At 70.5% G+C, this 25760-nt stretch carries 28 protein-coding genes and 1 pseudogene; 9 read left to right on the top strand and 20 right to left on the bottom strand.

From position 1 onward, the window contains the following. The first annotated feature begins 103 nt into the window (after positions 1 to 103). Together GEV07_22475 and GEV07_22470 are read left to right on the top strand one after the other, a co-directional pair. A complete protein-coding gene (locus GEV07_22475; GenBank protein MQA05369.1) occupies positions 104 to 1966 on the top strand; it encodes a GAF domain-containing protein in 1863 nt (620 codons plus the stop codon). A 105-nt stretch (positions 1967 to 2071) separates the two neighbouring features. Then, on the top strand, positions 2072 to 3226 hold the full coding sequence (locus tag GEV07_22470; GenBank protein MQA05368.1) for an RtcB family protein: 1155 nt from the start codon (positions 2072 to 2074) through the stop codon (positions 3224 to 3226). 102 nt (positions 3227 to 3328) lie between these two features. Here GEV07_22470 and GEV07_22465 read toward each other — a convergent pair whose 3' ends face one another. Beyond that, positions 3329 to 4042, bottom strand: coding sequence for an alpha/beta hydrolase (locus GEV07_22465; GenBank protein MQA05367.1), 714 nt, complete (start codon positions 4040 to 4042; stop codon positions 3329 to 3331). 46 nt (positions 4043 to 4088) lie between these two features. Next, on the bottom strand, positions 4089 to 4361 hold the full coding sequence (locus tag GEV07_22460; GenBank protein ID MQA05366.1) for a hypothetical protein: 273 nt from the start codon (positions 4359 to 4361) through the stop codon (positions 4089 to 4091). A gap of 28 nt (positions 4362 to 4389) precedes the next feature. Between GEV07_22460 and GEV07_22455 the strand changes: the two genes are divergently transcribed. Then, on the top strand, positions 4390 to 4620 hold the full coding sequence (locus GEV07_22455) for a zinc ribbon domain-containing protein (protein MQA05365.1): 231 nt from the start codon (positions 4390 to 4392) through the stop codon (positions 4618 to 4620). A gap of 733 nt (positions 4621 to 5353) precedes the next feature. Here the strand turns inward: GEV07_22455 and GEV07_22450 are convergent. Beyond that, positions 5354 to 6886 carry a hypothetical protein gene (locus tag GEV07_22450; GenBank protein ID MQA05364.1) on the bottom strand — a complete coding sequence of 511 codons (1533 nt, stop codon included), beginning with the start codon at positions 6884 to 6886 and terminating at the stop codon, positions 5354 to 5356. Between the two features lie 93 nt (positions 6887 to 6979). On the opposite strand from GEV07_22450, the gene nucS reads away from it, so the two are divergent. Continuing rightward, complete coding sequence (nucS, locus tag GEV07_22445; protein ID MQA05363.1) at positions 6980 to 7639, top strand: endonuclease NucS; 660 nt, start codon at positions 6980 to 6982, stop codon at positions 7637 to 7639. A gap of 113 nt (positions 7640 to 7752) precedes the next feature. After that, complete coding sequence (locus GEV07_22440) at positions 7753 to 8634, top strand: hypothetical protein (GenBank protein ID MQA05362.1); 882 nt, start codon at positions 7753 to 7755, stop codon at positions 8632 to 8634. On the opposite strand, the gene GEV07_22435 is transcribed toward GEV07_22440, so the two are convergent. Together GEV07_22435 and GEV07_22430 are read right to left on the bottom strand one after the other, a co-directional pair. After that, positions 8628 to 8810, bottom strand: coding sequence for a hypothetical protein (locus tag GEV07_22435; GenBank protein MQA05361.1), 183 nt, complete (start codon positions 8808 to 8810; stop codon positions 8628 to 8630). The genes GEV07_22440 and GEV07_22435 overlap by 7 nt on opposite strands. After that, positions 8767 to 9579, bottom strand: a complete 813-nt coding sequence (locus GEV07_22430) for a 3-hydroxybutyryl-CoA dehydrogenase (GenBank protein ID MQA05360.1) — start codon at positions 9577 to 9579, stop codon at positions 8767 to 8769. Before GEV07_22430 ends, GEV07_22435 begins: the two co-directional genes overlap by 44 nt. A 202-nt stretch (positions 9580 to 9781) precedes the next feature. Between GEV07_22430 and GEV07_22425 the strand changes: the two genes are divergently transcribed. Continuing rightward, complete coding sequence (locus GEV07_22425; GenBank protein MQA05359.1) at positions 9782 to 10267, top strand: hypothetical protein; 486 nt, start codon at positions 9782 to 9784, stop codon at positions 10265 to 10267. Between the two features lie 24 nt (positions 10268 to 10291). Then, on the top strand, positions 10292 to 10726 hold the full coding sequence (locus tag GEV07_22420; GenBank protein MQA05358.1) for an ASCH domain-containing protein: 435 nt from the start codon (positions 10292 to 10294) through the stop codon (positions 10724 to 10726). A gap of 12 nt (positions 10727 to 10738) precedes the next feature. Here GEV07_22420 and murA read toward each other — a convergent pair whose 3' ends face one another. Continuing rightward, a complete protein-coding gene (murA, locus tag GEV07_22415; GenBank protein ID MQA05357.1) occupies positions 10739 to 12022 on the bottom strand; it encodes a UDP-N-acetylglucosamine 1-carboxyvinyltransferase in 1284 nt (427 codons plus the stop codon). A gap of 60 nt (positions 12023 to 12082) precedes the next feature. Here murA and GEV07_22410 point away from each other — a divergent pair, with 60 nt between their 5' ends. Next, a complete protein-coding gene (locus GEV07_22410; protein ID MQA05356.1) occupies positions 12083 to 12673 on the top strand; it encodes a cob(I)yrinic acid a,c-diamide adenosyltransferase in 591 nt (196 codons plus the stop codon). Positions 12674 to 12680: 7 nt separating this feature from the next. On the opposite strand, the gene GEV07_22405 is transcribed toward GEV07_22410, so the two are convergent. The 13 genes from GEV07_22405 to GEV07_22345 all read right to left on the bottom strand — a co-directional run bounded on the left by GEV07_22405 (position 12681) and on the right by GEV07_22345 (position 25000). Beyond that, positions 12681 to 14630, bottom strand: coding sequence for an FAD-dependent oxidoreductase (locus GEV07_22405; GenBank protein MQA05355.1), 1950 nt, complete (start codon positions 14628 to 14630; stop codon positions 12681 to 12683). A 19-nt stretch (positions 14631 to 14649) separates the two neighbouring features. Then, positions 14650 to 16257 (bottom strand): sodium:solute symporter family protein, encoded by a 1608-nt coding sequence (locus GEV07_22400; protein ID MQA05354.1) that lies wholly within the window; start codon positions 16255 to 16257, stop codon positions 14650 to 14652. 204 nt (positions 16258 to 16461) lie between these two features. Beyond that, the gene (locus tag GEV07_22395; GenBank protein ID MQA05353.1) at positions 16462 to 17070 is read right to left on the bottom strand and encodes a TetR family transcriptional regulator; all 609 of its coding nucleotides are present in this window, start codon (positions 17068 to 17070) and stop codon (positions 16462 to 16464) included. A gap of 18 nt (positions 17071 to 17088) precedes the next feature. Further along, on the bottom strand, positions 17089 to 17601 hold the full coding sequence (locus GEV07_22390) for a DUF2550 family protein (protein ID MQA05352.1): 513 nt from the start codon (positions 17599 to 17601) through the stop codon (positions 17089 to 17091). Positions 17602 to 17637: 36 nt separating this feature from the next. Further along, a complete protein-coding gene (locus GEV07_22385; GenBank protein MQA05351.1) occupies positions 17638 to 18030 on the bottom strand; it encodes a F0F1 ATP synthase subunit epsilon in 393 nt (130 codons plus the stop codon). 88 nt (positions 18031 to 18118) lie between these two features. After that, complete coding sequence (gene atpD / locus GEV07_22380; protein ID MQA05350.1) at positions 18119 to 19546, bottom strand: F0F1 ATP synthase subunit beta; 1428 nt, start codon at positions 19544 to 19546, stop codon at positions 18119 to 18121. A 7-nt stretch (positions 19547 to 19553) separates the two neighbouring features. Then, positions 19554 to 20462 carry a F0F1 ATP synthase subunit gamma gene (locus tag GEV07_22375; protein ID MQA05349.1) on the bottom strand — a complete coding sequence of 303 codons (909 nt, stop codon included), beginning with the start codon at positions 20460 to 20462 and terminating at the stop codon, positions 19554 to 19556. Between the two features lie 35 nt (positions 20463 to 20497). Further along, the gene (locus GEV07_22370; protein ID MQA05348.1) at positions 20498 to 22138 is read right to left on the bottom strand and encodes a F0F1 ATP synthase subunit alpha; all 1641 of its coding nucleotides are present in this window, start codon (positions 22136 to 22138) and stop codon (positions 20498 to 20500) included. A 69-nt stretch (positions 22139 to 22207) separates the two neighbouring features. Further along, on the bottom strand, positions 22208 to 23041 hold the full coding sequence (locus tag GEV07_22365; protein ID MQA05347.1) for a F0F1 ATP synthase subunit delta: 834 nt from the start codon (positions 23039 to 23041) through the stop codon (positions 22208 to 22210). Further along, complete coding sequence (locus tag GEV07_22360; protein MQA05346.1) at positions 23038 to 23574, bottom strand: F0F1 ATP synthase subunit B; 537 nt, start codon at positions 23572 to 23574, stop codon at positions 23038 to 23040. The genes GEV07_22365 and GEV07_22360 overlap by 4 nt, the downstream gene beginning before the upstream one ends. Before the next feature lie 38 nt (positions 23575 to 23612). Then, positions 23613 to 23840: an ATP synthase F0 subunit C gene (gene atpE / locus GEV07_22355; protein MQA05345.1), complete on the bottom strand. Its 228-nt coding sequence runs from the start codon at positions 23838 to 23840 to the stop codon at positions 23613 to 23615. A 73-nt stretch (positions 23841 to 23913) separates the two neighbouring features. Further along, positions 23914 to 24651, bottom strand: coding sequence for a F0F1 ATP synthase subunit A (gene atpB, locus GEV07_22350; protein MQA05344.1), 738 nt, complete (start codon positions 24649 to 24651; stop codon positions 23914 to 23916). A gap of 127 nt (positions 24652 to 24778) precedes the next feature. After that, positions 24779 to 25000 carry a hypothetical protein gene (locus tag GEV07_22345; GenBank protein MQA05343.1) on the bottom strand — a complete coding sequence of 74 codons (222 nt, stop codon included), beginning with the start codon at positions 24998 to 25000 and terminating at the stop codon, positions 24779 to 24781. A gap of 341 nt (positions 25001 to 25341) precedes the next feature. Here GEV07_22345 and GEV07_22340 point away from each other — a divergent pair. Further along, positions 25342 to 25443: pseudogene (locus GEV07_22340) on the top strand (heparin-binding hemagglutinin). A 201-nt stretch (positions 25444 to 25644) separates the two neighbouring features. Here the strand turns inward: GEV07_22340 and GEV07_22335 are convergent. Next, the coding region (locus GEV07_22335) for an IS982 family transposase (GenBank protein ID MQA05342.1) at positions 25645 to 25760 on the bottom strand (116 nt) is incomplete at its 5' end.

The raw sequence follows: 25760 nt of genomic DNA, 5'->3' as shown, positions 1-25760 counted from the left end.
AAGGTAAGGCGCAAGGCAACGCGAACCTATGGGTCGTACACACACAATGCGCACCCCGTAGGAGTGGGTTGCCAACACATCAGGTGCGCTCGACGATGGGCGAATGGACACCGACGTCTATCTCGAGCTGCTGGCCCGCGAGGCCCCGGTCATCGACTACGAGTCACCGATCCTGCACGCCAAGGGGCGGGGCGTGGGTGATGCGGACCTCGCGGCGCTGGAACGCGCCAAGCTGCTCGCGCTGCAGGTGCGCTCCAACCTGGAGCGGCACCGGCGGCGGGAGGCGGAGCTGGCGGCGCTGTTCGAGACGGCCAGCGACCTGGCGGCGTTGCGTGACCTCGACTCGGTGCTCGACGCCATCGTGAACCGGGCCCGCCGGCTGCTCGACACCGACGTCGCGTACATGACGCTGGAGGACGCCGAGCGCGGCGACACTTACATGCGGGTCACTGCGGGCTCCACGTCGGCGGCGTTCCAGCAGCTCCGGCTGCCGATGGGCGCAGGCCTCGGTGGCCTGGTGGCGCAGACGGCGCTGCCGTACGCGTCCGCGGACTACCCGCACGACGCGCGCTTCCGGCACACTCGGGAGATCGACGGCGCGGTCGACGAGGAGGGCCTGATCGCGATCCTCGGCGTGCCGATGCGCGTCGGCGGCCGGGTGCTCGGCGTGCTGTTCGCCTCCGACCGCAGGCACCGCTCGTTCGCCACCGGCGAGATCGCGCTGCTCGGCTCGTTCGCCGACCACGCGGCCGTCGCCATCGACAGCGCACGCACCCTGCAGGGCGCACGGGTCGCCCTGCAGGAGCTGGACGCGGCCAGCACGCTGCTGCACCAACGTACGGCGTCGGTGGAGCGGGCGGCGTCCGCGCACGACCGGCTGACCGACCTGGTACTGCGCGGCGGCGACCTGGAACAGCTCGCCGCCGCGGTGACCGACGTGCTCGGCGGTGCACTGCACGTCATCGACGCGGACGGGCGACGACTCGGCCACGCCGGCCAACCACGACCGGTCGACGCGGCGGCGGTCGCGGAGGCGGCGGCCGTCTCGCGCACCGCAGGGCGTGCCGTCCGGTGCCAGCGGTCGTGGGTCGCCGCCGTCGCGGCGGGCAGTGAGCACCTCGGCGCGCTCGTCCTCACCCCGGACACCGACCTCGACGACGCGGACCAGCGGATCCTGGAGCGTGCGGCGATGGTCACCGCCCTGCTGATGCTGCTGCGGCGCTCGCAGGCGGACGCCGAGACGAAGGTGCGGGGCGACCTGCTGTCCGAGCTGCTCGTCGCGCCGCACCAGGCACCGGACGCGATGCGCGAACGCGCCCGCCGGCTCGGCACCGACCTGGACGCGCCTTACACGGTGGTGGTCACCGACATCTCCGCACCGGAGCGCAGGCCGGCGACGGCGGCCGCGGCCAGGCACGCCTCGGCGCACGCCGGGTTGGCGACCAGCTACGAGGGCCGGGAGGTGCTGCTCCTGCCAGGCGCCGAGCCGGCGGCGGCCGCGCGGGCCGTGGTCAAGGAGCTGGGCGACGGCGCCACGGCCGGGGCGAGCAGCCCGGTGACCGGCGCGGAGGCGGCCGCGGCCGCGTACCGCGAGGCAGTGCGCTGCGTGGACGCACTGCTCGCCCTCGGCAGGCGCGGCGTCGGCGCGGCGATGTCGGAGCTCGGCTTCGTCGGCCTGGTGCTCGGCGAGGGCCGCGACGTCCAGTCGTTCGTGCGGTCCACCATCGGGCCGGTGCTGGAGTACGACGCGCGTCGCGGCACCGAACTGGTCGACACGCTGCACGCGTACTACGCCGCCGACCGCAGCGCCGTACGTGCCCACCACGCGCTGCACGTCCACGTGAACACGGTCAACCAGCGGCTCGCCAGGGTCGGCCAGCTGCTCGGCAGCGACTGGCAGGAGGCACAGCGGTCGCTGGAGATCCAGCTGGCACTCCAGCTGCGCAAGGTGCACGCCGTCATCTGAGCGGAGTTGTCCACAGGAGCGGGATTCCCGTGGTACGCGGCGTCGGCAGTGGTCATACTCGGGACGTCGAGAACGAGCGGAATGCCGGAGAGGAGGCGCACGCCCATGCCGCGGCGAGTGGCGCCGAACCTGATCTCGTGGGCCAGCGAGGTGGACGACCGCACCATCGAGCAGGCGGCGCGGGCGGCCGGCATGCCGTTCGTGCCGAGTCACGTCGCGCTGATGCCGGACGCGCACGTGGGCATCGGCGCGACCGTCGGGTCGGTGATCCCGACCGTCGGCGCGATCGTGCCCGCGGCGGTCGGCGTGGACATCGGCTGCGGGATGGTGGCGTCCGAGACCACACTGACCGCGACCGACCTGCCCGCCGACCTCGCCGCGCTGATGCCGCTGGTGGAGCGCCGCATCCCCGCCGGCGTCGGCAAGGGACACGCCGACCCGGCCGTCGACTCCGCCATGGCCGACCTCGGCCGGCCGCACACCGAGCTGACGGCGAAGCAGACGGCGAAGGCGTCCGCGCAGTTCGGCACCCTGGGCAGCGGCAACCACTTCGTCGAGGTGTGCCTGGACGAACGCGACCAGGTGTGGACCGTCCTGCACTCCGGCTCGCGCGGCATCGGCAACCAGCTCGCGCAGCAGCACATCGACGCCGCGAAGAAGCTGATGCAGCGGTACTTCATCGGCCTGGACGACCCGGCACTCGCCTACCTGGTGCAGGGCACCCCGGAGTTCACCGCGTACATCGAGGACATGCTGTGGGCGCAGCGGTACGCGATGGGTTCGCGCGCACGGATGGGCGAGGCGATCCTCGCGTCGCTGTTCGAGGTCGTCGGGCGCGGCGAGGAGGTCCGTACGATCAACTGCCACCACAACTTCACCCAGCGGGAGACCCACTACGGCAAGGACATGTGGGTGACGAGGAAGGGCGCGATCAAGGCCGCCGCGGGCGACGAGGGCGTCATCCCTGGCTCGATGGGCACCCGCTCGTACATCATCACCGGCAAGGGCAACCCCACGTCGTACGACTCGTGCGCACACGGCGCGGGCCGGCGGATGTCGCGGAAGAAGGCCCGCGAGCAGCTCACCGGCGAGTCGCTGACCGACGCGATGGGCGACCGCACCTGGAACGCCGACCGCGCCGACGCCCTCGTCGACGAGCACCCGGCCGCGTACAAGGACATCGACCTGGTCATGGAAGACCAGCGCGACCTGGTCGAGGTTCAGCACACCCTGCGCCAGGTGTTCAACTACAAGGGCTAGCCGACCACCCGACCCCAGGCACCGGGCACCGGGGCTCCCGGCCACGTCGCAGCCGCCTGCGCACCGTGCGCGTTGGCTACGGGCGGCGCCGACCGGGTACGGCTAGTCCGGCAGCTCGGTGGGCAACGGGAGCGCGGCGGGGTTCACCCGCTGCACGATCTCGGTCAGCACCCGGTGCACGCTCGCCTCCCCCACCCAGAGGTGACGGGCGCCGTCCACGCCGACGACCTCGGCGTGCGGCACGCGGGTGAAGCGCTGTTCCGCCTCCGGCGGGCGCAGGTAGTCGTCCAGCTCGGGTACCAGCGCCACCAGCGGCTTGCCGGACTCGGCCCACTGGTCGAGCTCGGCGTCGCCGGCCCGCTTCAGCGGCGGCGACAGCAGGATGGCGCCCTGCACCAGCGGGTCGTTGCCCCACTTCAGCGTCAGCTCGGTGCCGAACGACCAGCCGACGAGCCAGATGTTCGGCAGGTCGTGGAACTCGGCGTACTCCAACGCCGCGGCGACGTCGTACCGCTCGGCCTCGCCGCCGTCGAACGTGCCGCCGCTGGTGCCCTGCTCGCTCGTGGTGCCGCGGGTGTTGAACCGCAGCACGGCCAGGTCCGCCAGCGCCGGCAGCCGGAACGCCGCCTTCCGGTAGACGTGGCTGTCCATCATGCCGCCGTGCGTCGGCAGCGGGTGCAGCGTCACGAGCGTCGCGACCGGCGGACGGTCCACCGGCACCGCCAGCTCGCCGATCAGCTCGAGGCCGTCGGCGGTGTGCAGGGTGATCGGCGTCCGCTGCGCAGGCAGCACGGTGTCGTATCGGATCTTGGCCACCCGCCGAGCCTAACCAGCGCACCGGCCGCGGCAGCGGCACGGCCGGTCAGCGGCGGCGGGCACGGTTACGCCAGCACGCGGTGTGCCAGTGCCTGCGGGTGTCGCTGCCGAGGTGCTGCGCCCAGGTCACCAGGTGCGGCGTCCCCGGCCGGACCTCCTGGTTGCATCCGGGACACCGGTACGCCTTCGTCGCCGCGGCGCCGGCGATCGTCCGTACCACCCAGTCGCCGTCCGGCCACTCCTCCACCCGGTCGGCGGCGGGCGCCGGCGGTGGCGGCAGCTGGCGGCCGGGTCCGCGGCGGCGAGAGCGTCGTCCCATCCCGTCATTGTGCCGGTATCGTGAACGCATGGCCCGATACGAGTATCAGTGCCGCACCTGCGGCGACGAGTTCGAGGTGACTCGGCCGATGACCGAGTCGAGCGCGCCGACGTCATGCGCCTGCGGCGCACCGGACGCCGCCCGCGTCTACTCCAGCCCGGCCATGACCGGCCGCGCCGCAGCCACGGCCGGCGCACCGGCACCCGCCGCAGCTGGCGGTGGCGGTGGCGGCTGCTGCGGCGGCGGCTGCTGCGGCTAGCCCGCAACCAACCGCCCCAAACCACCACGAACCCATCCAGCACCCGGCGCGAACTTGCCCCGGGGCGTCCGGGCCAAGTGTCCGTGGCGGATGCGGCCCCTAGCCACCGAGTCGCCCAGTGCCTCACCCGGGACGCCCATTCCAGCCTGCCCGACACCCGACGAGGAGCCACCCTGAGCGCACTGCCCCCGACCCCGGGCGAGTTGCGGTGGTGTTCGGCGCCGCACCCCGAGAGTGGCGAAGGTGCCGCAGCGGCGGCGCTGCCGAAAGCTTGTGACCGACCCACCCAGCGCGACCACCACCGTGAGCGCGCCCGCTAGGCACCCACCGCGGACGCCACCGGCAGCACACTTACCCAACGCCCCCCGGCCACCACCGCGACGCGCTAGCCCGGGCGCCCAGCACGGACACACTCACCCCGCGCAGGCGCGCCACCGACAGCCCGCAGGCCGGCAACTACCGCGGACGCCACCGGCAACACACCTTCCCAACGCCCCCCGGCCACCACCGCGAGCGCGGTAACCACCGACCCAGCCCGGCGCCCGGTCCGGCCATGGCGCCGACGCGACGCGCTTGCCCGGCGCCCCACCGGGCCGCTGACGCGGCGCCCGCGCGGACGCCTCCTACGGCGCGCTCACTCGTCGCCGGGCGGCGATGCCGCGGCTGGCGCGTTACCACCGGCTTGGCTCGGCGCCCAGCGCCGCTCACTGTGCGCTCGCGGGGGCGGCGCGGGCTAGCTCGCGTCTCCTGGCTGGTCGTGGAAGCCGCGGCCGGCGGTTACGTACTCGGCTAGGAGGGGGCTGGGCACCAGGCCGCTCTCCCGCACCTCGTCGTAGATCGTCCATTGGCGGGTGAGGACGGTGTCCAGGCCGATCTCGTCGACCAGCTGGAACGGACCCTTCGACAGCGCGCAGCCGAGCCGCATCGCGGCGTCGACACCTTCGACCGTCGCGTACCCGGACTCCACCATCTGAACCGCGTCGTTCAGGTACGGCAGCAGCAATGCGTCGAGTAGCTGGCCGGCGCGGTCCGCGCAGACGACCGGCGTCTTGCCCGCCTGCCGGCACAGGGCAACCGCCTGCTGCACGGTCTCGTCCGGGGTGTCGACCGACCGCACCACCTGCACCAGGTCGCCGTCGGGCACAGGGACGTTCAGCCCCACCACCCTGGCCGCGGCACCCGCCGCCACCGCCAGCTTGATCACCGGCACGCCGGCCGCCGCGGCCACGACCAGGTCGCAGTCGGCAGTCGCCGAGTCGCGGCGCACCTCCACCGACGCGGCGTCGAGCACCGCGCCGACGGCCTTCACCTGCTCACCCGAGCCGATAAGGCCGACGCGACCCACGTCCGGCAGCTCCGCCGGTCCTGCCGGAGTGCGCTCGTCCGCGACGGCGGTGCCCGAGCCGGCTGCCTCGTACGTGTAGAAGCCGCGACCGGTCTTGCGCCCGAGCCGGCCGGCGGTGACCAGCTGCCCGAGCAGCGGCGCGGCCACGTACCGCCGGTCGCCGGTCTCCCGGTACATCACGCCGAGCACCTCATGCGCGGTGTCCAGGCCGATCAGGTCGAGCAGCGCGAGCGGCCCCAGCGGGTAGCCGCAACCGACCCGCATCGCCGTGTCGATGTCCTCCCTGGACGCGTGCCCGCGCTCGTACATGCCGATGGCGCGGTTCAGGTAGCCGAACAGCAGCGCGTTCGCGATGAACCCGGCACGGTCGCCGACGACCACCGGGTGCTTGCCGAGCCGCTGCGCCAGGTCGACGATCGCCTCGACCACCACGTCGGCCGTGGAGACCGTGTGCACGACCTCGACCAGCCGCTGCACCTGCGCGGGGTTGAAGAAGTGCATCCCCACGACCTGGGACGGCCGCCCCGTACATGCGGCGATCTCCGTGACGGACAGGGACGAGGTGTTCGTCGCGAGGACGGCGTCGGCCGGCACCACCTCGTCGAGACGGCCGAATATCTCCCGCTTCAGCTCCATCCGCTCGCTGACCGCCTCGACCACCAGGTCGCGGTCGGCGAGGTCCGCGAACGACGTGGAGTAGCCGACCCGGCCGAGCAGCGCCGTACGCTCTTCCTCGGTGATCCGGCCGCGCCGCGCCGCCCGTTCCGTCGACTTCTCCAGCCGGGCGCGGCCCGCGTCGACCAGCTCCTGGCTGTACTCGACGCCGACCACGTCGAGTCCGCCCGCGGCGAGCACCTCCACGATCCCCGCACCCATGGTGCCGAGACCGATGACGCCTACCTTGCTGATGTTCTCCGCCATCGAACCTCCGGTTTCCTCTGTCCGCAGTTTTGCAGAGACCGGCGCGCGCCCGATTGTCCAGCCCGGTGCGCTGTGTGGATAGGCTGACCGACCGTGCGACTCGTCATTGCCCGCTGCTCGGTGGACTACTCCGGCAGGCTGGAGGCACACCTCCCGCCTGCACTTCGGCTGCTCATCGTCAAGGCGGACGGGTCGGTGCTCGTCCACTCCGACGGCGGCTCGTACAAGCCGCTGAACTGGATGTCCCCGCCGTGCCAGCTGCACGAGGAGGACGGTCAGTGGCGCGTGCTCGGCAAGAACGGCGAACAGCTCACCGTGCACCTGGACGAGGTCGTGCAGGACATCAGCTACGAGCTCGGCGTCGACCCCGGCCTGGAGAAGGACGGCGTGGAGAGCCACCTGCAGGAGCTGCTCGCCGAACAGATCGAGACGCTCGGCACCGGCTGGCGGTTGGTACGGCGGGAGTACCCGACGGCGATCGGACCGGTCGACATCATGGCCAGGGACGCCGACGGCGCCGCGGTCGCCGTGGAGATCAAGCGGCGCGGCGAGATCGACGGGGTCGAGCAGCTCACCAGGTACCTGGAGCTGCTGAACCGCGACCCGCTGCTCGCCCCGGTCCGCGGCGTCTTCGCCGCTCAGGAGATCAAGCCGCAGGCGCGGGTGCTCGCCACCGACCGCGGCATCTCGTGCGTGACGCTCGACTACAACGCCATGCGCGGACTCGACGACCCGTCGCAGCGCCTGTTCTGAGAGATATTGCATAGGCTTGAACCGAGCAGGCCGACAGTTAGTCGGGGGGCGACGCACGCTCTGTGACGGCGTCGCATAACGTCGGTCGGACTCACTTCGAGAGGACGGTAGGTATGGGGTTCCTCGACAGAGCCAAGGAAGCCGCACAACGAGCCAGGTCGGGCGCGCGCGTAGCCCGCGAACAGGGCCAGCACCGGATCAACGAGCTGCAGGCGCGTCGGCAGGCCGAGGTCCTCCTCCGCGAGGTGGGCTTGGCGTCGTACGAGGAGAAGCAGGGCATCGGCGGCCAGGAGGCAGTCGTCCGCGCGGTCGCGAAGCTGGACGAGCACGTACGCGCGCACAACATCGACCTCTCCACCTCCGGCCTGCGCGGATACCTGCGTACGGCGACGGGCAGCGGTGACGACGGCAGCCGCGTCGGCCGGTCACCGGCCACCGCGACTGACGCAGCACCGGAAGCGACGGCCGCCAAGGACGAGCCGGGCACCGGTGACGTTCCACCCGACACCGCGGCCGAGCAGCCGAAGAACGACAACCCGACCACGGCAGACAACCCCGGCGGCAAAGACAACCCGGCCACCGAGGCCAGCAGCGCAACCAAACCGGCCACCGACACCGGCAGCGCGAGCAAGCCGGCCACCGAAGCGAGCACCGCGACCGGGCAGGCAGCGGACACCGGTGCCGCCAGCAAGCCGGCCACGGGCGGCAGCGGCGCGAGCAAGCCGGCTACGGAAGCGAGTACCGGGAGCAAGTCGGCCGCGACAGCGAGCGGCTCGACCGGGAAGAGTGCGGGCACGCAGGCGTCGGCGAAGAACACGACGGCGGCTAGCAAGACCACCGCCGGGAAGAAGACCACTACGGCGAAGAAGACCAGTACCGCCAAGCAGACCAGCGCGGCGAAGAAGACGACCGCCAAGAAGACGAGCGCGAAGAAGACCGCGTCCGCCGACGGCGCCGGTACACAGGCGACGCCGCCGGCAGAAGGCGATCAGTAGTCGTAGAAGCCCTGGCCGGACTTGCGGCCCAGCTCACCCGCCTCGACCATGCGGGGTGAGCACCTCGGGCGCGAAGAAGACCGCGTCCGCCGACGGCGCCGGTACACAGGCGACGCCGCCGGCAGAAGGCGATCAGTAGTCGTAGAAGCCCTGGCCGGACTTGCGGCCCAGCTCACCCGCCTCGACCATGCGGGTCAGGACCTCTGGCGGGTAGAACTTGGCGTCCGCCGTCTCCCGCCAGACGTTGAGTGTGGCGTGCCGCAGCACGTCCACGCCGGTGAGGTCGGTGGTCGCCAGCGGGCCCATCGCGTGCCCGAAGCCGAGCTTGCAGGCGAGGTCGATGTCCTCCGCGGTCGCGACGCCCGACTCGTAGAGCCTGATCGCCTCCATCGCCAGCGCGCAGATGAGCCTGGTGGTCACGAACCCGCCGACGTCCCTGTTGACCACGATCGCGGTCTTGCCGATCCCCTCGACGTAGTCCTTCGCGCGCGCCAGTGACGCGTCGCTGGTCTTGCGGCCGCGCACCAGCTCGCACAGCGCCATCATCGGCACCGGTGAGAAGAAGTGCGTGCCGACGACTGCCTCCGGCCGGCTTGTCGCAGCCGCGATCTGCGTGATGGGGATGGCGCTCGTGTTGGTCGCGAGCAACGCGTCGTCGCGGCACAGGCCGTCGAGCGCGGCGAAGACCTCCCTCTTGATGTCGATCTCCTCGAACACCGCTTCGACGACGATCTCCGCATCCGCGGCGGCGTCCAGCTCGGTCGTCGTGGTGATCCGGCCGACGGCCGCGTCCGCGTCCGACTGCTCGATCCGCCCCTTCGACGCGAACTTCGCCAGGCTGGCCTCGATACCGGAGAGAGCCCGCTCGAGCTGGTCCGCGCCGACGTCGCGCAACACGATGTCGTGGCCGGCCACTGCCGACACCTGCGCGATGCCGGAACCCATCAACCCCGCACCGATGACCGCGATCTTCGCCACGGTTGCCTCCCTGCTCACTGACTGGTCGCCCCCACCTTAGTTGCCGTGCCACGCAGTACCTAAGGACGTCCTCGGGGTGCCTCCCAGGGGGATACCCGATACTCGGCAGCCCTCGTCGCAGTCATTCTCATATGTAGATGGCCAATATATGACGAGAGGCGATATACCGATGACGAACACCACCCTGCCGCGCACGTACTCCGCTCCCGCTGCACAGCAGCCGCAACCGGCAGAACCGAGCTACCTCCGTACAGTGCGACGGCTCAGCGTCCCGTTGCTGCGCCTCGCCCTCGGCCTCGTGTTCGTCTGGTTCGGCGCCCTGGAGGTCGCGGGCGTCACTCCGGTAGGCGACCTCGTCGCCGGCGCACTGCCCTGGTTCGACGCCGCCTGGGTCGTGCCCGCACTCGGCGCGTTCGAGGTGCTCCTCGGCCTGGTACTGGTCAGCGGCAAGCTCGTCGGCCTGGCGTGCGCCGCGATGATCGCGCACCTGGGCGGGACGTTCCTCGTCTACGTGATGCAGCCCGAGGTCGCCTTCACGAACGGCAACCCACTGCTGATGACCATGGAGGGCGAGTTCGTCGCGAAGAACGTCGTGCTAATCACCGCCGGGCTGGTCGTGGCGCTGTGGTCGAGGCACGCCAGGGCACTGCGCTGACCCGCGGTGCCGTACGTTGGACGGATGCCACCGACCGACCTGCCGACAGCCGAGTTCGCGTTCCCCGGGCCGCTGCGCGACGAGCTCGTCGCGGCGATCCTCGCCGGCGCCAAGACGACCACGACCGGCCTGCTGGTCGAGTACGAGCTCGACGGCGAGCCGCTCCCCCAGCCGGGCGAGCGCAGCGCCGTCGTCGACTCGGCCGGCCGGCCGGTCGCGGTGATCGAGACCGTGCAGGTACGTGTGTTCCCGGCACGCGACGTCGACCTGCAGCACGCGATCGACGAAGGCGAGGGCTACGCCTCGGTCGCCGAGTGGCGGTCGGCGCACGAGAGCTTCTGGCACAGCGAGCAGATGTGCAACGCACTCGGCGACCCGGCGTTCACGGTGACCGACGACACGCAGGTCGTCGCAGAGCGCTTCCGGCTGGTCGAGGTGCTCGATCCCCCGCCGCAGTGACGGCGGAGGTTCTCAGGTCGGGAACGCGTGCGGGTCGGGCTCGCGCCCGACCGCCGCACCGAGCGCGGCCAGCTGCTCCAGGAACCTCGGGTAGCCACGGTCGATGTGGAACGCACTACCCACCGTCGTGACACCGTCGGCAACCAGCCCGGCGAGCACCAAGCCCGCACCGGCGCGGATGTCGGTCGCCTGCACCGGCGCGCCGGACAGTTGTTCCCTCCCCCGCACTGCCGCGTGGTGCCCGTCGATGTGGATGTCCGCGCCGAGCCTGATCATCTCGTTGACGAACATGAACCGCGCCTCGAAGACGTTCTCCGTGATCATCGCCGCGCCATCGGCGACCGCGTTCAACGCGATGACCATCGGCTGCAGGTCGGTCGGGAACCCGGGGTAAGGCAACGTCACCACGTCGATCGCCCGCGGCCGGCCGTCCATCCGGACGCGTACGCCGCCGAGCTCCTCCTCGATCTCGGCGCCCGCCCCCGTCAGCTTCTCCAGCGGTAGCTCCAGGTGGTCTGCGCGGGCACCTCGGACGAGCACGTCACCGCGGGTCATGGCCGCGGCGAACGCGAACGTGCCGGCGACGATCCGGTCAGGTGTCGTCACGTGCCGCACGGCCGCCAGCCCTGGCACGCCGTCCACCTCGATCGTCGACGTGCCGGCGCCGCCGATCTTCGCGCCCATCTGCTGCAGCATCTCAGCGATGTCCACGATCTCCGGCTCGCGCGCGGCGTTGTCGATGACCGTGCGTCCCTGCGCGAGCACCGCGGCCATCAGGATGTTCTCGGTGGCCCCGACGCTCGGGAAGTCGAGGACGACGGTCTGGCCGCGCAGCCCGTGCGGCGCCCGTGCGATCAGGAAACCGTGCTCGCTCTCGATCGTGGCGCCGAGCTTCTCCAGCCCGGCGATGTGCATGTCCAGCCCGCGGGACCCGATCGCGTCGCCGCCGGGCAGCGCCACCCGTGCCTCGCCGGTGCGCGCGACCAGCGGGCCGAGCACGCAGATCGACGCGCGCAGCCGGCGCACGACGTCGTAACCGGCCTCGTGCCCGAGGCGGGCGGGCACGGCGACCTGCACGGCCCCGTTGGTGCGCTCGGCGCGACAGCCGAGCCCGTCGAGCAGCTCGGCCATCATCCGGACGTCGAGGATGTCGGGCACCGCGTCCAGCTGCGTGGTGCCCTCGGCGAGCAGTGCCGCGGCCATCAACTTGAGCACGCTGTTCTTCGCGCCCGTCACCTCGACGGCGCCGGTGAGCCTGGCACCACCTTCGACTCGGAAGCGTTCCATCCGCGGCATGCTACGTCAGCGCCGTGAGGCGCAGCCCGCTGGCCGCAGTGGAACGGATAGCCTGCCAGCATGGTGAAGAAGTCGAAGCTGGTGCTCTCACAGATCTACACCCGGGTCGGTGACGACGGCACGACCGCGCTCGGTGACATGTCGCGTACGGCGAAGACGGACTCCCGGGTCGCCGCGTACGGTGACGTCGACGAGGCGAACTGCACGATCGGCGCAGCAATTGCGCTCGGCGAGCTGCCCGACGCCATGGTGCGGCTGCTCGGCCGGGTGCAGAACGAGCTGTTCGACGTCGGCGCCGACATCTCCGCGCCGATCGTCCCCGACCCGCAGTACCCGCCGTTGCGCATCGACCAGGGCTACGTCGACCGCCTGGAAACGGCGTGTGACGAGTTCAACGCGGACCTGCCGACCCTGCGTAGCTTCGTGCTGCCCGGCGGTACCCGCGGTGCGGCGCTGCTGCACGTGGCGCGCACGACGACTCGCCGGGCGGAACGGGCCACCTGGGCGGCCATCGAGGAACACGGCGACACGATCAACCCACTCACCGCCGCGTACCTGAACCGGCTCTCCGACCTGCTCTTCATCCTCGCCCGTGCCGCCAATGCCGGACACGGCGACGTGGAGTGGCAGCCAGGAGACACCCGCGACTGAACCGGACCTAACCGCACTGGAGCGCGGTCGTCGCCTCCAGCGTGGCCTCTTCCAGCCCACGCGGGCCGCAGGCGTCCCCGACCCTCGACACGTGCGGCTGGCCCTCCAGCTCGTTCCAGAGCGCGTCCACGGGCACCCGGCCGTGCGCGTACACCACAGTCGCGGTTCCCGCCGGCAGCGGCGCTGTGCGGCCGGAGAACACGTTGCGCAGCACTGTGCGGCCGTCGACGCCGACCAGCTCGTGGTGCGGCAGCAGCGCGACGCCGAGCGCGTCCAGCCGGCCCAGGTAGGCGTTGCGTTGGTACAGGTGCACCAGCTCACCCGGCGTCGCACCGGCGTACGCGAGCGTCACCTGGTGGCCGCCGGACGCGAGGGTCTCCGCCGCGTCCAGCCCGATCCAGTCGCCGCCCCAGTCGGCCACGAGCACCGGCCCGGACAGCTGGCCCGGCGTCTCGATGGCCGTCCAGGCGTCGACCAGCCGTACCCCGTCGATCGCGGGCAGCTCCGGCGCGTACGGGCGGGCACCGGTCGCGACCACCACCCGGTCGTAGCCGGCGCAGTCGGCCGCCGCGAGCTCGGCACCGAGGCGCACCCGCACGCCCAGCCGGTCGAGCTCGGCTGCCGACCACCGCCACCACCGGGTCCAGGCCTCCGCGTGGCCGGGTGCCTGGCCGGCGACCGCGAGCTGGCCGCCGAGCCGCGACGCGCGGTCGGCGAGCTCCACGACGTCGCCGTCCTCCGCGGCGGCGACGGCGGCGGTCACCCCGGCCGGGCCGCCGCCGACGACGAGCGTCGAGCGCCCGGACGCGACCGCCGGCGCAGCGGGCCGCTGCGCCATGGTCGCCTCCCTGCCGGTACGTACGTTGGTGATGCAGGCGATCGGCAGGCCCGCGTGGTAGTGGCCGATGCAGCCCTGGTTGCAACCGATGCACGGGATCGCGGGCTCGCTGGCGACCGTCTTGCGCACCAGGTGCGGCTCCGCGATGTGCGCCCGGGTCATGCCCACCGCGTCGACCAGCCCACCGGCAACTGCGTCCTCGGCGTCGGCGAGATCGACCACACGGGTCGCCGCCAGCACCCGGACGTGCGCAGGTAGCTCCTCGCGCACGCCGCCGAGGAAGTCGAAGACGTGGCCGGCGGGCACCGGCGGTGGCGGCGCGATGTACGAGGATCCTTCGTGCGTCGCGGAGTCGCCGAGCGCGAACGACACGAAGTCGAGGTGCACCGCCTCGCACAGCTGCGCCGCCAGCTCGCGACAGCTCGCAGCGCGCAGGCTGCCGAGGCTCATCTCGTCGATACTCAGCCGCACCCCTACGGCGAGCCGGTCGCCCACCTCGTCGCGGATCGCGGCGAGCGTCTCCACGGTGAAGCGCAACCGGTCCTTGTACTCGTCGTCCCTGACGTTGCTGCGCGGCGACATGAACTGCGCGTGCAGATAGCCGTGCGCTGCGGAGACCTCGACGCCGTCCAGGCCGGCCGCCTCGGCGTGCCGCGCCGACCGCGCGTAGCCGGCGACGAGCTCGCGGATCTCGCGGCGGCTCAGGGCACGCGGCTCGACGTGGAACCTCGCGGTCGGCACCGCGCTCGGCGCGACCGCCGCCGGTCGCGGCGCCGACGCGATCTGCTCCCGCCCGCCGTGGAACAGCTGGATGAACGTACGGCCGCCGCCGTCGCGTACGGCCGACGCGACGGCGGCGAGGGCGGGCACCACCTCGGGCAGGTAGGCGCCGATGGTGTGCGCCGTCAGCAGGCCCGTCGGGTGCACCGCCGAGGCCTCCACGAACACCGCGCCGATCCCGCCCTTCGCCCGTTCCGCGTGGTACGCGACCAGGTCGCTCGTGGGCAGGTGGTCGTGCACGAGACCGGTCTGGTGTGCCGTGGACACGACCCGGTTGCGCAGCCCGACCGGGCCGACGGTGAGCGGGCTGAGTACGTGCGCCAACCCGGCGTCCGTCACGGTGCCTCCTTACCTTGGCTCACGAGCTCATCGGCAGGGCGTAGAACGCCACCAACACCACCGCGGCGAACACGAAGACCGCACCGGTGGCCATCGCGTACCGCGACGTGGTCGCCACCTTCGCCTGGTCGAGGTTCTCGCTCGGCACCTGCTTCAGCCGCTGCCTGAACTCCTCGGCGGCGGCGCTCGGCTGCTGCCCGAGGTTGCCCAGGTAGGCGGCGACGACGCTCGCCGCGAACGCGAACAGCACCGGGTCGAGCCAGCTCGGCAGGCCGAGCCCGGCGAACTCCACCAGCCCCTGCAGCACCGCGGCCACAACGAACCCGGCAGTCATGCCGGCGGCCGCCCCACGCGCGGTGAGCCGCTTGCCGTGCACGGCCCAGATGGCGATCGGACCCCACGAGGCCGCGAACAACGTCGCCGCGAAGTAGCCGATGGTCAGCACCGCCGGCGGCGCCACCGCGGTCACGCCGAGCACCACGAGGCCGGCCAGCAGCATGACCAGCCGGGACGTCCGCAGGGCCTGCCGGTCGTCGTCGGCGTCCGCCTGCCGGCGCCGCAGCCACGGCAGCACGTCGTGTGCGGCGCTGAACCCGATCAGCGAGAGGAACGCGGCGGCGGACGACAGCCCGGCCGCGACGATGCCGGTGACGACGAGCACGCCGAGCGCCGGCGGCAGCACGTGCTGCGCCGCCCAGATGAACGCCACCTCGGACGGATCGATATCCGGCTTGTACAGGTTGATCGCGAAGCCGCCGAAAGTCAGGAAGACGTACAGCAGGCCGAGCGCGCCCATCGCAACGAAGCCGCTGCGCAGGCAGACGTGCTCGTTCTTCGCCATCAGGTAGCGGCTGGACTGCCACGGGCTGATGGCGACGACCGTCGCCCAGACGACCCCCAGGGTGACCGCCCACAGCAGCACCTCGCCAGGGCTGCCCATGTAGGCGCCGTCACCGGTGACGCCGTGCCAGGTCAGTGCGTCCGGCTTCGCCGCCAGCTCGGTCATCCGTTCGACGGCGGCGGTCGGCCCGCCAGCGCGGAAGATCAACCACGACATGCCGGCCAGGCCGGCCAGCATGAAGATCACGAACATCAGGGTGTCGTTGATCAGGATGCCCTTGGAGCCGGACATCAGCGTGAAGATGCTGTACGCCGCCCACACCAGCACCAGGGCCGACCAGCCCGGGATGTCGAGCAGCTGCCCGACCACGAGCGACAGCCCCTGCGTGACCGCGACCAGGTAGAGGCCGATGCCGATCACCACCAGCAGCCCGGCGAGCGCCTGGACGCCGGCGGAGTCGAAGCGGCGGCCGAAGAACTCCGGCACGGTCAGCGTCTGCGCCCTGCTCAGGTACCGCCCGAAGGCCAGCACGCCGAGCACGTAACCGCAGATGTTGATCGCGGTGAGCACGAGCAGCGTGACCGGGTAACCGTCGTAGGAGAAGCCGAGCTCCCCCATGAACGACACCGTGGAGAGGAACGACGCGACCAGCGTCCCTGCGACCAGCGCGGTCGGCGCGCTGCGGCCGGCCACGTAGTACTCCGAGCGGCTGCGAACCTTGCGCCCGACGACGGCGCCGATCACCAGATAGAGGACGAAACTGCCGAGCACTCCCGCCGCGAACATCAGCGCCGCCTTCCGTAGCTACGGCGGATGAGCACCCACGAGACGACGACGACCAAGAGCGGAAGCACGCCGTAGTACACGGCGACGAGCATGGGCCCCAATGCCCCTCCTCAGGTTTCGCCCCCGTCGGCAATTATCAATATTGCAGTATTGGAAAACCATCGCACCCTGTCAACTCCCACCGCGGCGAGGTTTGTCAACGAGTCAGGCGGGGACGCCGAGGAGGGCGCGGGCGGCGCCGATAAGGCGGCTCTCCCGCCAGTTCTGGTCCGCTCGGCGTAGGCGCATGGCGACCGCCACGTCCAGGCCGTCGACCATGGTGACCAGCTGCTCGGCGACGACGGCGGGGTCGTCGGTGAGCTGGAAGACGCCCTCGCGGGCGCCGTCGTCGATTACCGTGCGCAGGGCGTCGAACCAGGCCTCGTACACCTGCTGCACCACCCGGCGACGGCGGGGGTCACGCGCGGCCTGGTTGACGAAGTCGAGCCAGGTGACCGCGCGCTGGCGCATCCGGGTGGATGCCGTGGCCGCGCGGCAGAGCGCGACCACCCGGCCCCACGGGTCGTCGCCGGTGCCGGCCGCCGTGCGCATGCGCTCGACCACCGTCATGCAGTAGTCGTGGAACGCCTGGTCGAGCAGGGCGTCCCGGCTGCGGAAGTAGTGCTGGATCATGCCCACGGAGACACCGCTCGCGGCGGCCACGTCCACCAGCCGCACCGCGGTGAGCCCGCGCTCGGCGACCAGTGGCATCACCGCCGCGAGGATGCGGCGGCGCTGCGCGTCACCACCAGGTGGGCGCCCACGTCGCGCCAACGCACCCTCCTCCGCGGGTCACGTGATGTGGTCGATGTACGCGCCAGGCGGCGCCGCCTCCAGCCAGGCCAGGAAACCGGTGAGCGCGCTCTCGCTCATCGCCAGCTCCAGCGACCGGCGCCCGACGGTGACCTCGACGACGACGGCACCGGCGTTCACCGCGAGCGCCTCGGGCCCGGTCGGCGTGCGCCTGCGCCGGACGGTCAGGTCGCGCCTGGACACCACCTCGCTCGGCCGCGCCGCGAAGCTGAACACCCGGAACCACTTCAGCTCGTCGCCGTCGTACCTGGCCACGCCGAGCACCCAGCCACGGCCCAGGTTGCCAGGCCGCCGGCGCAGCGAGCAGTCGATCGTGCCGGCGCCGCGCAACAGCATCCGGCGCCTGATGGTCAACGCGACGAACAGCAGAGCGATGACGACGAGGATGCCAAGCAGCAGGCCGATGCTGTCGACGGCGAGGCTCCTGACAAAGAGGAACACCACATCGCCGGGCGTGACCAGCTCGCCCTGCTGTGCGGTGTGTCCCCCCATGCGCTGCTCCGCCCTTGGGTCGTCCGTGCTCGGCTGCTAGACCTCGACCCCCGCGGCCCGTAGTCGTGCCTGTGCCCGCTTCGCTTCCGCTCGCGCGTCTTCGTCTTCGAGCGAAGCCAGCCCGCGCTCGTACGCGCTGCGCGCCGCCTCGACGTCGACTTCGTCGCCGAGCTCCGCCGACTCGGCCAGGACCGACACGTGGTTGTCTGCTACCGACAGGAAGCCGCCGTGCACCGCAGCGCGCAGCAGCTCGTTGTTCTGCTCGTCGAGCACCCGCAGCACGCTGCCCTCCGCGAACGTGCCGAGCACCGGCACGTGGTTGGGCAGCACACCGATGTCGCCGTCGGTGGTCTTGGCGACGACCATGTGCGCGTCTCCCGACCACACCTTGCGCTCGGGAGATACGAGCTCGACGTGTAACTGGGCCACTAGCAGACCTCCGGGGCCGAGGGTATGGCCTTCCTTATGCAGAGGATAACCCGCATGGTCCTCCGTCCGGTCGGCCGGCTTGCGGTAATCAGGCGCTGAGCTTCTTCGCGTTCTCCTTGACGTCGTCCAGACCGCCGCAGAGCAGGAACGCCTGCTCCGGCAGATGGTCCACCTCGCCGTCGCAGAGGGCCTTGAACGACGCGATCGTCTCGTCCAGCGGGACGAACGAACCGGCCTGGCCGGTGAACTGCTCCGCCGCGTACATGTTCTGCGACAGGAACCGCTGGATCCGGCGCGCCCGGCCGACGATGACCTTGTCCTCTTCGGACAACTCGTCGATACCGAGGATGGCGATGATGTCCTGGAGGTCCTTGTAGCGCTGCAGGATCTCCTTCACCCGGCTCGCCACCTGGTGGTGCTCCTCCCCCACGTACAGCGGGTCGAGGATCCGCGACGACGAGGTCAGCGGGTCGACCGCGGGGAAGATGCCCAGCGCGAACACCTCACGGGAGAGCTCCGTGGTGGCGTCCAGGTGCGCGAACGTGGTGGCCGGCGCCGGGTCGGTGTAGTCGTCCGCCGGCACGAAGACCGCCTGCATGGAGGTGATCGCGCGGCCGCGGGTCGACGTGATCCGCTCCTGCAGCTGGCCCATCTCGTCGGCCAGCGTCGGCTGGTAACCCACCGCGGACGGCATCCGGCCGAGCAGCGTGGAGACCTCGGAACCTGCCTGGGTGAACCGGAAGATGTTGTCGATGAACAGCAGCACGTCCTGTTCCTGGACGTCGCGGAAGTACTCCGCCATGGTCAGCGCGGACAGCGCGACGCGCAGGCGGGTGCCTGGCGGCTCGTCCATCTGGCCGAAGACGAGCGCGGTGTCGTTGATGACGCCGTCCTCGCTCATCTCGAGGAACAGGTCGTTGCCCTCACGGGTGCGCTCGCCAACACCGGCGAACACCGAGGTGCCACCGAAGTTCCTCGCGACCCGGATGATCATCTCCTTGATCAACACGGTCTTGCCCACACCGGCGCCGCCGAACAGGCCGATCTTGCCGCCCTGGACGTACGGGGTGAGCAGGTCGATGACCTTGATGCCGGTCGCCAGCATCTCGGTCTTCGGCGCCAGGTCGACGAACTTCGGCGCGGACCGGTGGATCGGCCAGGTCTCGCCGGACAGCTGCAGGTCCGGCTCGTCCAGGCACTTGCCGAGCACGTTGAACACGTGCCCCTTGACCTGGTCGCCGACGGGCACGCTGATCGGTGCGCCCGTGCTGCGCACGGGGGTGCCGCGGACCATGCCGTCCTGTGGCTGCATGCAGATGGTGCGGACGAGGTTGTCGCCCAGGTGCTGCGCCACCTCGAGGGTCAGCGTGCGTGCCTCGCCGAGCAGCTCCACCTCGACCTCGAGCGCATGGTTCAGCTCGGGCATCGCCTCGGTCGGGAACTCGACGTCGACCACCGGCCCGATGACTCGGGCGACGCGCCCGGTCGCGGTGTCGGCATCAGCGGTAACAGTCATCTATGCCTCACTCACTCCCCGCGGTGGCATCCGCAAGGGCGTTCGCGCCACCGACGATCTCACTGATTTCCTGGGTGATCTGTGCCTGGCGAGCCGCGTTCTGCAACCTGGTGTAGGTCTCGACCAGCTCGTTGGCGTTGTCCGTCGCGGACTTCATCGCGCGCTGCCTCGCCGCCTGCTCGGACGCGGCCGCCTGCAGCATCGCGTTGTAGATCCGGCTGTTGATGTAGCGCGGCAGCAGCTCCTCGAGCACCTGCTCGGGCGACGGCTCGAACTCGTACAGCGGGAACGTGCCCTCCGCCGGCGGCTCGTCCGTCTCCTCCACCTCCAGCGGCAGCAGCCTGAGCACCTGGGTGCGCTGCGTCAGCATGGAGACGAACTCGGTGTAGACGATGTGGATCTCGTCGACACCGCCCTCCTCGGTGGGCGTGAGGAACGCGTCGACGAGGGTCTGGCCGACCTGCCGTGCGTCCTCGTACGCCGGCTGCTCGCTGAACCCCGACCACGAGTCGGCGAACTCCCGCTGCCGGAAGCGGTACCAGTTGATGCCCTTGGTGCCGCAGACGTACGGCGCCGTGGCCTTGCCCTGCTCGTCGAGCAGGCCGATCAGCGCTTCGCCCTCCTTGAGGACGTTCGCCGTGTAGGCACCGGCGAACCCGCGGTCCGCGGTCAGCAGCAGCATCGCCGCCTTGGTGGGCTGCTCGTTCTCGGTCAGCAGCGCGTGGTCGACGGTGGCGTTGCTCGCCGCCGCCGACACTGCCGCGGTGATCTCCTTGGCATACGGCGTCGAGGCGGCCACGCGTTCGCGCGCCTTGACGATGCGCGACGCCGCGATGAGCTCCATCGCCCGCGTGATCTTGGCGATCGACTTCACCGACCTGATCCGCCGGCGGTATGTCTGGAAGGTCTCCGCCATGAGCTACCTCTTATCCCTCGCCGCCGAGTGCCCCACTAGTTGCCCGACCTGCGGCGAACGGTGATCTTCTCCTGGTCGACGTCTTCCTCTTCCAGCGCCTCGACCGGCTCGTCCTTGACCAGGATCTCGCCGCTTGAGGTCTGGAACTGCTTCTTGAAGTCGCCGATCGCCTTCTCCAGCGTGGTGAAGCCGTCGTCGTCCACCTCACCGGTCTCCACGATCTGCGCGTAGATGCCCGGGTGGTCGCGGCCGACGGTCTCGATGAACTCACGCTCGAACCTGGCGACGTCCTCGATCGGCACCTCGTCGATCTGGCCGGAGCCCAGCCACATGGACACCACCTGGTGCTGCACCGGGTACGGCGAGTACTGCGGCTGCTTGATCAGCTCCATCTGGCGCGCACCGCGGGCCAGCTGCGCCAGCGACGTCGCGTCCAGGCCGGAGCCGAACTGCGCGAACGCCTCCAGCTCGCGGTACTGGGCCAGGTCGATCTTCAACCGGCCGCTGACCTTCCGCATGGCCTTCACCTGTGCCGAGCCACCGACACGGGAGACGGAGTTACCGACGTGGATCGCCGGCCGCTGGCCCTGGTTGAACAGGTCGCTCTCCAGGAACAGCTGGCCGTCGGTGATGGAGATGACGTTCGTCGGCACGTACGCCGAGATGTCGTTCGCCTTGGTCTCGATGATCGGCAGGCCGGTCATCGAGCCACGGCCGAGCTCGTCGGAGAGCTTCGCACAGCGCTCCAGCAGCCGCGAGTGCAGGTAGAAGACGTCACCCGGGTAGGCCTCACGCCCCGGCGGCCGGCGCAGCAGCAGCGACACCGCACGGTACGCCTCGGCCTGCTTGGTCAGGTCGTCGAAGACGATCAGCACGTGCTTGCCCTGGTACATCCAGTGCTGGCCGATCGAGGAACCGGTGTACGGCGCGATGTACTTGTACCCGGCCGGGTCGGACGCGGGCGCCGCGACGATGGTCGTGTACTCCAGCGCGCCGTTCTCCTCGAGCGTGTTCCGCACGGACGCGATGGTCGAGCCCTTCTGCCCGATCGCCACGTAGATGCAGCGCACCTGCTTGTCCGGGTCGCCGGTCTCCCAGTTCGCCTTCTGGTTGATGATCGTGTCGACGGCGACGGCGGTCTTGCCGGTCTGCCGGTCACCGATGATCAGCTCGCGCTGCCCACGGCCGATCGGGATCAGCGCGTCGATCGCCTTGATGCCGGTCTGCAGCGGCTCCTTCACCGGCTGCCGCTGCACCACGGTCGGCGCCTGCAGCTCGAGGATGCGGGTCTCGTCGGTCTCGATGTCGCCCTTGCCGTCGAGCGGCTTGCCCAGGGCGTCCACCACCCGGCCGAGGTACCCCTCGCCGACGGGCACGCTCAGCACCTCGCCGGTGCGCCGTACCTGCTGTCCTTCTTCGATGCCACCGTACTCACCGAGCACGATGGCACCGATCTCCCGCACGTCCAGGTCGAGCGCGAGGCCGCGGGTGCCGTCGGCGAACTCCAACAGCTCGTTCGCCATCGCCGAGGGCAGCCCCTCGACCCTGGCGATGCCGTCGCCGCAGTAGACGACGGTGCCGACTTCCTCGCGCGAGGAAGTCGCCGGCTCGTACGACTGGACGAAGCGCTCCAGCGCATCCCGGATCTCGTCCGGACGGATCGTCAGCTCCGCCATATCTCGCTTCCCTGTCTCGTCTGCGCGACCACCATCGGCAGCCACGTCCTTCGAACGTCCATGCGGTTGCTACCCGGCCAGCCGGCGTCGAGCCTCGGCCAGCCTGGTGTCGATGGTGCCGTCGATGACCTCGTCACCGAGCTGCACCTTGATGCCACCTGCCATCGTCGGGTCGACCTGGACGTCCAGGTGGATGGCAGTGCCGTACTGCCGACTCAGCGCCCCCGCCAGCCTGGTGCGCTGCTCGTCGGTGAGCGCCACCGCGCTCACGACGTGTGCGACCAGCTGCCTGCGACGCTCCGCCGCGGTACGTGCGTAGCCCTCGATGGTCGCCTCGATCGAACGACCGCGGGCCTGGGTGACCGCCTCCGCGACCAGCCGCCCGGTGACCGCGGTAGCGCGGCTGCCAAGCAGTTGGTCGAGCAGTGCGTTCTTGCTCTCCGCCGGGGCGGACTCGTCGGACAGCGCCCGGCGCAGCCCGGGGTTGCCGTCGACCAGCCGGGCGAACCTGAACAGCTCGTCCTCGACGTCCTCACCGGCACCGGCACGCTCTGCCGCGTCCAGGGTCACGATCACACCGCAGCGCTCGAGCGTGTCGGTGAGGTCGTGGCCGCGGGTCCACCGGTGTGCCACCGCCGTCTTGAGCAGCTCGACGCTCGGCGCCGAGACCCTGCCGTCGAACAGCGACGCGACCATCTCGGCGCGGGCCTGCGCAGGCCGCGTGGTGTCGACCAGCGTGCGGCGCACCCCGTGCTCCGCGTTCAGCAGCGCGACGACGGCGAACAACTCCTCGCCGACCGTCTGGGGGTCGAAGCCAGCCGCCGCAGCGAGCTCACCGAGCCGCTGTTCCACCGCCGCCCTCGACGCCCGGCTCGCGCCGTGTAGGTCCGCCGCACTGGTCACGTCAGCTCACGCTCCCGCTCGAGGTCGGCGAGGAACCGGTCCACGACCCGCCGCTGCCGCTCCTCGTCTTCGAGTGACTCGCCGACGATCCGCGTCGCCAGGTCGGTGGAGAGCCGACCGACCTCCTGGCGCAGCTGCGCGACGACCTGCTGTCGGTCGGCGTCCATCTGCTGCCTGGCGTTGTCGACGATCCGCTGGGCCTCGGCGCGCGCGGTCTCCCGCGCCTCGTCGACGATCGCCTTGCCGTCGGCGTGCGCCTTCTCCCTGATGCCGGCCGCCTCCTGCCGGGCCTCTGCCAGCTGCTGCTTGTACTGCTCCAGCGTGCGCTGTGCCTCAGCCTGTGCCTCCTCGGCCCGTTGCAGCCCGCCTTCGATCTTGTCAGCGCGCTCTTCCAGGGTCCGCCTGATACCCGGGTAGGCCACCTTGTACAGCAACCCGAACAGCGCGAGGAAGCAGATCGTGCCGATGATCAGCTCGCCGATCGGCGGGATCAGCGGGTTTCCGCCCGACTCGGCGGCGAGTTTCAACGTCATCGCATCTCCGCTTTAGCTTTGGTTGTCGTCGAGCCGGTTCAGCCGGCCGGGTAGATGAACGGCGCGACGATGCCGATCAACGCCAGCGCCTCACTCAGCGCGAACCCGATGAACATGTAGACCCGGAGCATGCCGGCGGCCTCGGGCTGCCTAGCCATGGCCTGGACGCCCATGCCGAACACAATGCCTACGCCGATACCGGGACCGATGGCGGCAAGGCCGTAGCCGATCGATCCGACGTTGCCGACGAGCTCTGCCAGTTCCATGTGTTGGTTCCTTCTCCTTCGGTGCCGGCAGTCGGTCTGCCGACGGACGGGACTGTTGCGGTAGTGCGACTGCTCAGTGGCCGTGCATCGCCTCGCCGATATACGACGCGGTGAGCACGGTGAAGATGTACGCCTGCAGGATCTGCACGACGAGCTCGAACCCGGTGAGCACGAACACCATCACGAACGACAGTCCGGAGACCGCCACCGCGACGTGCGGGATCAGGAAGTACTCCACCGCGATCGAGAACACCAGGATCAGGATGTGGCCGGCGAACATGTTCGCGAACAGACGTACCGCCAACGTGACCGGCCGGAAGACGAACGTGGAAAGGATCTCGATGGGAGTGAGGATCGGCAGCACCCACAGCGGCGCACCCTCGGGGACGACCGAGCCCTTGACGTAGCCGCCGAAGCCCTGGTGCTTGATCCCGACCGTCCACATGATCAGGTAGCTGAGGATGGCCAGCGGCCAGGTGTACGCGGTGATCGACGTGGGCGCGATCTGCACGCCGGGGAAGATCCCCATGAAGTTCAGGAAGAAGATGAACAGGAACAGCGTCGCCAGGTACGGCGCCCACCGTTCGCCACCCTTGCCGATCACGTCCCGGCAGATGCCGATCCGGATGAAGTCGTAGAAGAACTCCATCACGTTCTGGAACCCGCGGGGCACCAGCTTCGGCTTGCGGAACGCGGCCGTCACGAGGATCGCGATGACCACCGTGAGGATCAGCGTGACCAGCACCGGCTTGGTGAGGGCGAACGGCCCCCACTCCAGGCCCCACAACGGCTCGAACTGGAACGAGTGCAGCCCTGGCGCGGGGTACTCACATCCCTCTTGGAGGAACTTGCAGTGGTGCTCCCCACCAGAGGGCTCACCGCCAGAAGCGAGAACGAGGTCGGCTGCGATCACCCAGACACCTTCCCGAGACGGCGCATCACTTCATGCGCACGAGACGGACATACAGCATGTAGATGCCCAGACCGATCCCGACCACCAGGCCGATGGGCAGGAAGAGCGTCCGGTGCATGACGAACTTGTCCAGCGCCCACCCGATACCGCCGTAGACCGCCATGCCGGAGAGCATCAGACTGAGCCCGGTCCAACCGACGCTGGCAGCCGCCCGGTGCTCGTCGTCCCGCGGATCCGGTGCACTCATCCCGCTGCGGACGATAGCAGCGGCCGGACCTCGCGACGAAATCGGGAGGCAGGAACGGCGACCGCCGGTACGCGGCGCTCATGAGCCCTCCCCCGCGGACGGCTCCACGTAGAGGATCCGCTGCCGGAAGAACGTGCGCACCTCGGCGGCCGTCCAGACCAGGGTCAGGGCGATCACCGTCACCGCGAACGCCCTGGGCGACATCCACCGGACGTCGACGAAGGCGCCGATCACCACGTAGAGCACCAGCAGCTTGATCACGTATGTGGCAAGTGCCACAGGGAGCATCAGCTGCGGGAAGACGTCGCCGGCCTTGGCCACCGCGACCAGGCTGACGGTGAAGAAGGCCACCACGACCACGCCAGCCAGCGCCGCGGCGAGCGCTCCCTTGCCGCCGGCGACCACGGCACACACCACGACGGCGGCTGCCGCGACCACGACGGTCGGCAGCGCTGCACCTCGCAGGAGGCGGAGGTCGATCGCTTTCATGCGGTTGGCCTCCGGGCCAGTGGGGTCGTTGGCACGTATCGGTCGTAGAAGACTGCAGGTAGCGAGTGGTCCACCCCGTAAGGACCCCTGCTCGTGAAAGCTATCACAAAGTCCTTGGCGGAGTCTTTACCGCCCCTAGATGGTTGATTCCTTGGTCAGTGGTCGTAGGCGGTTAGTGATCGTTTGCTGGTGACGCCGGTGGTCCAGTTGGTCCAGATGCCGGAGGTGAGGGCGAGGAGTCGCTGGGCGATGCGGGTGAAGACTCCGGTGG

The organism is Streptosporangiales bacterium, assembly GCA_009379825.1.
Lineage (GTDB): Bacteria > Actinomycetota > Actinomycetes > Streptosporangiales > WHST01 > WHST01.
The sequence above is the reverse complement of the archived record's forward strand: the minus strand, read 5'-3'. Positions and strand labels throughout refer to the sequence as shown.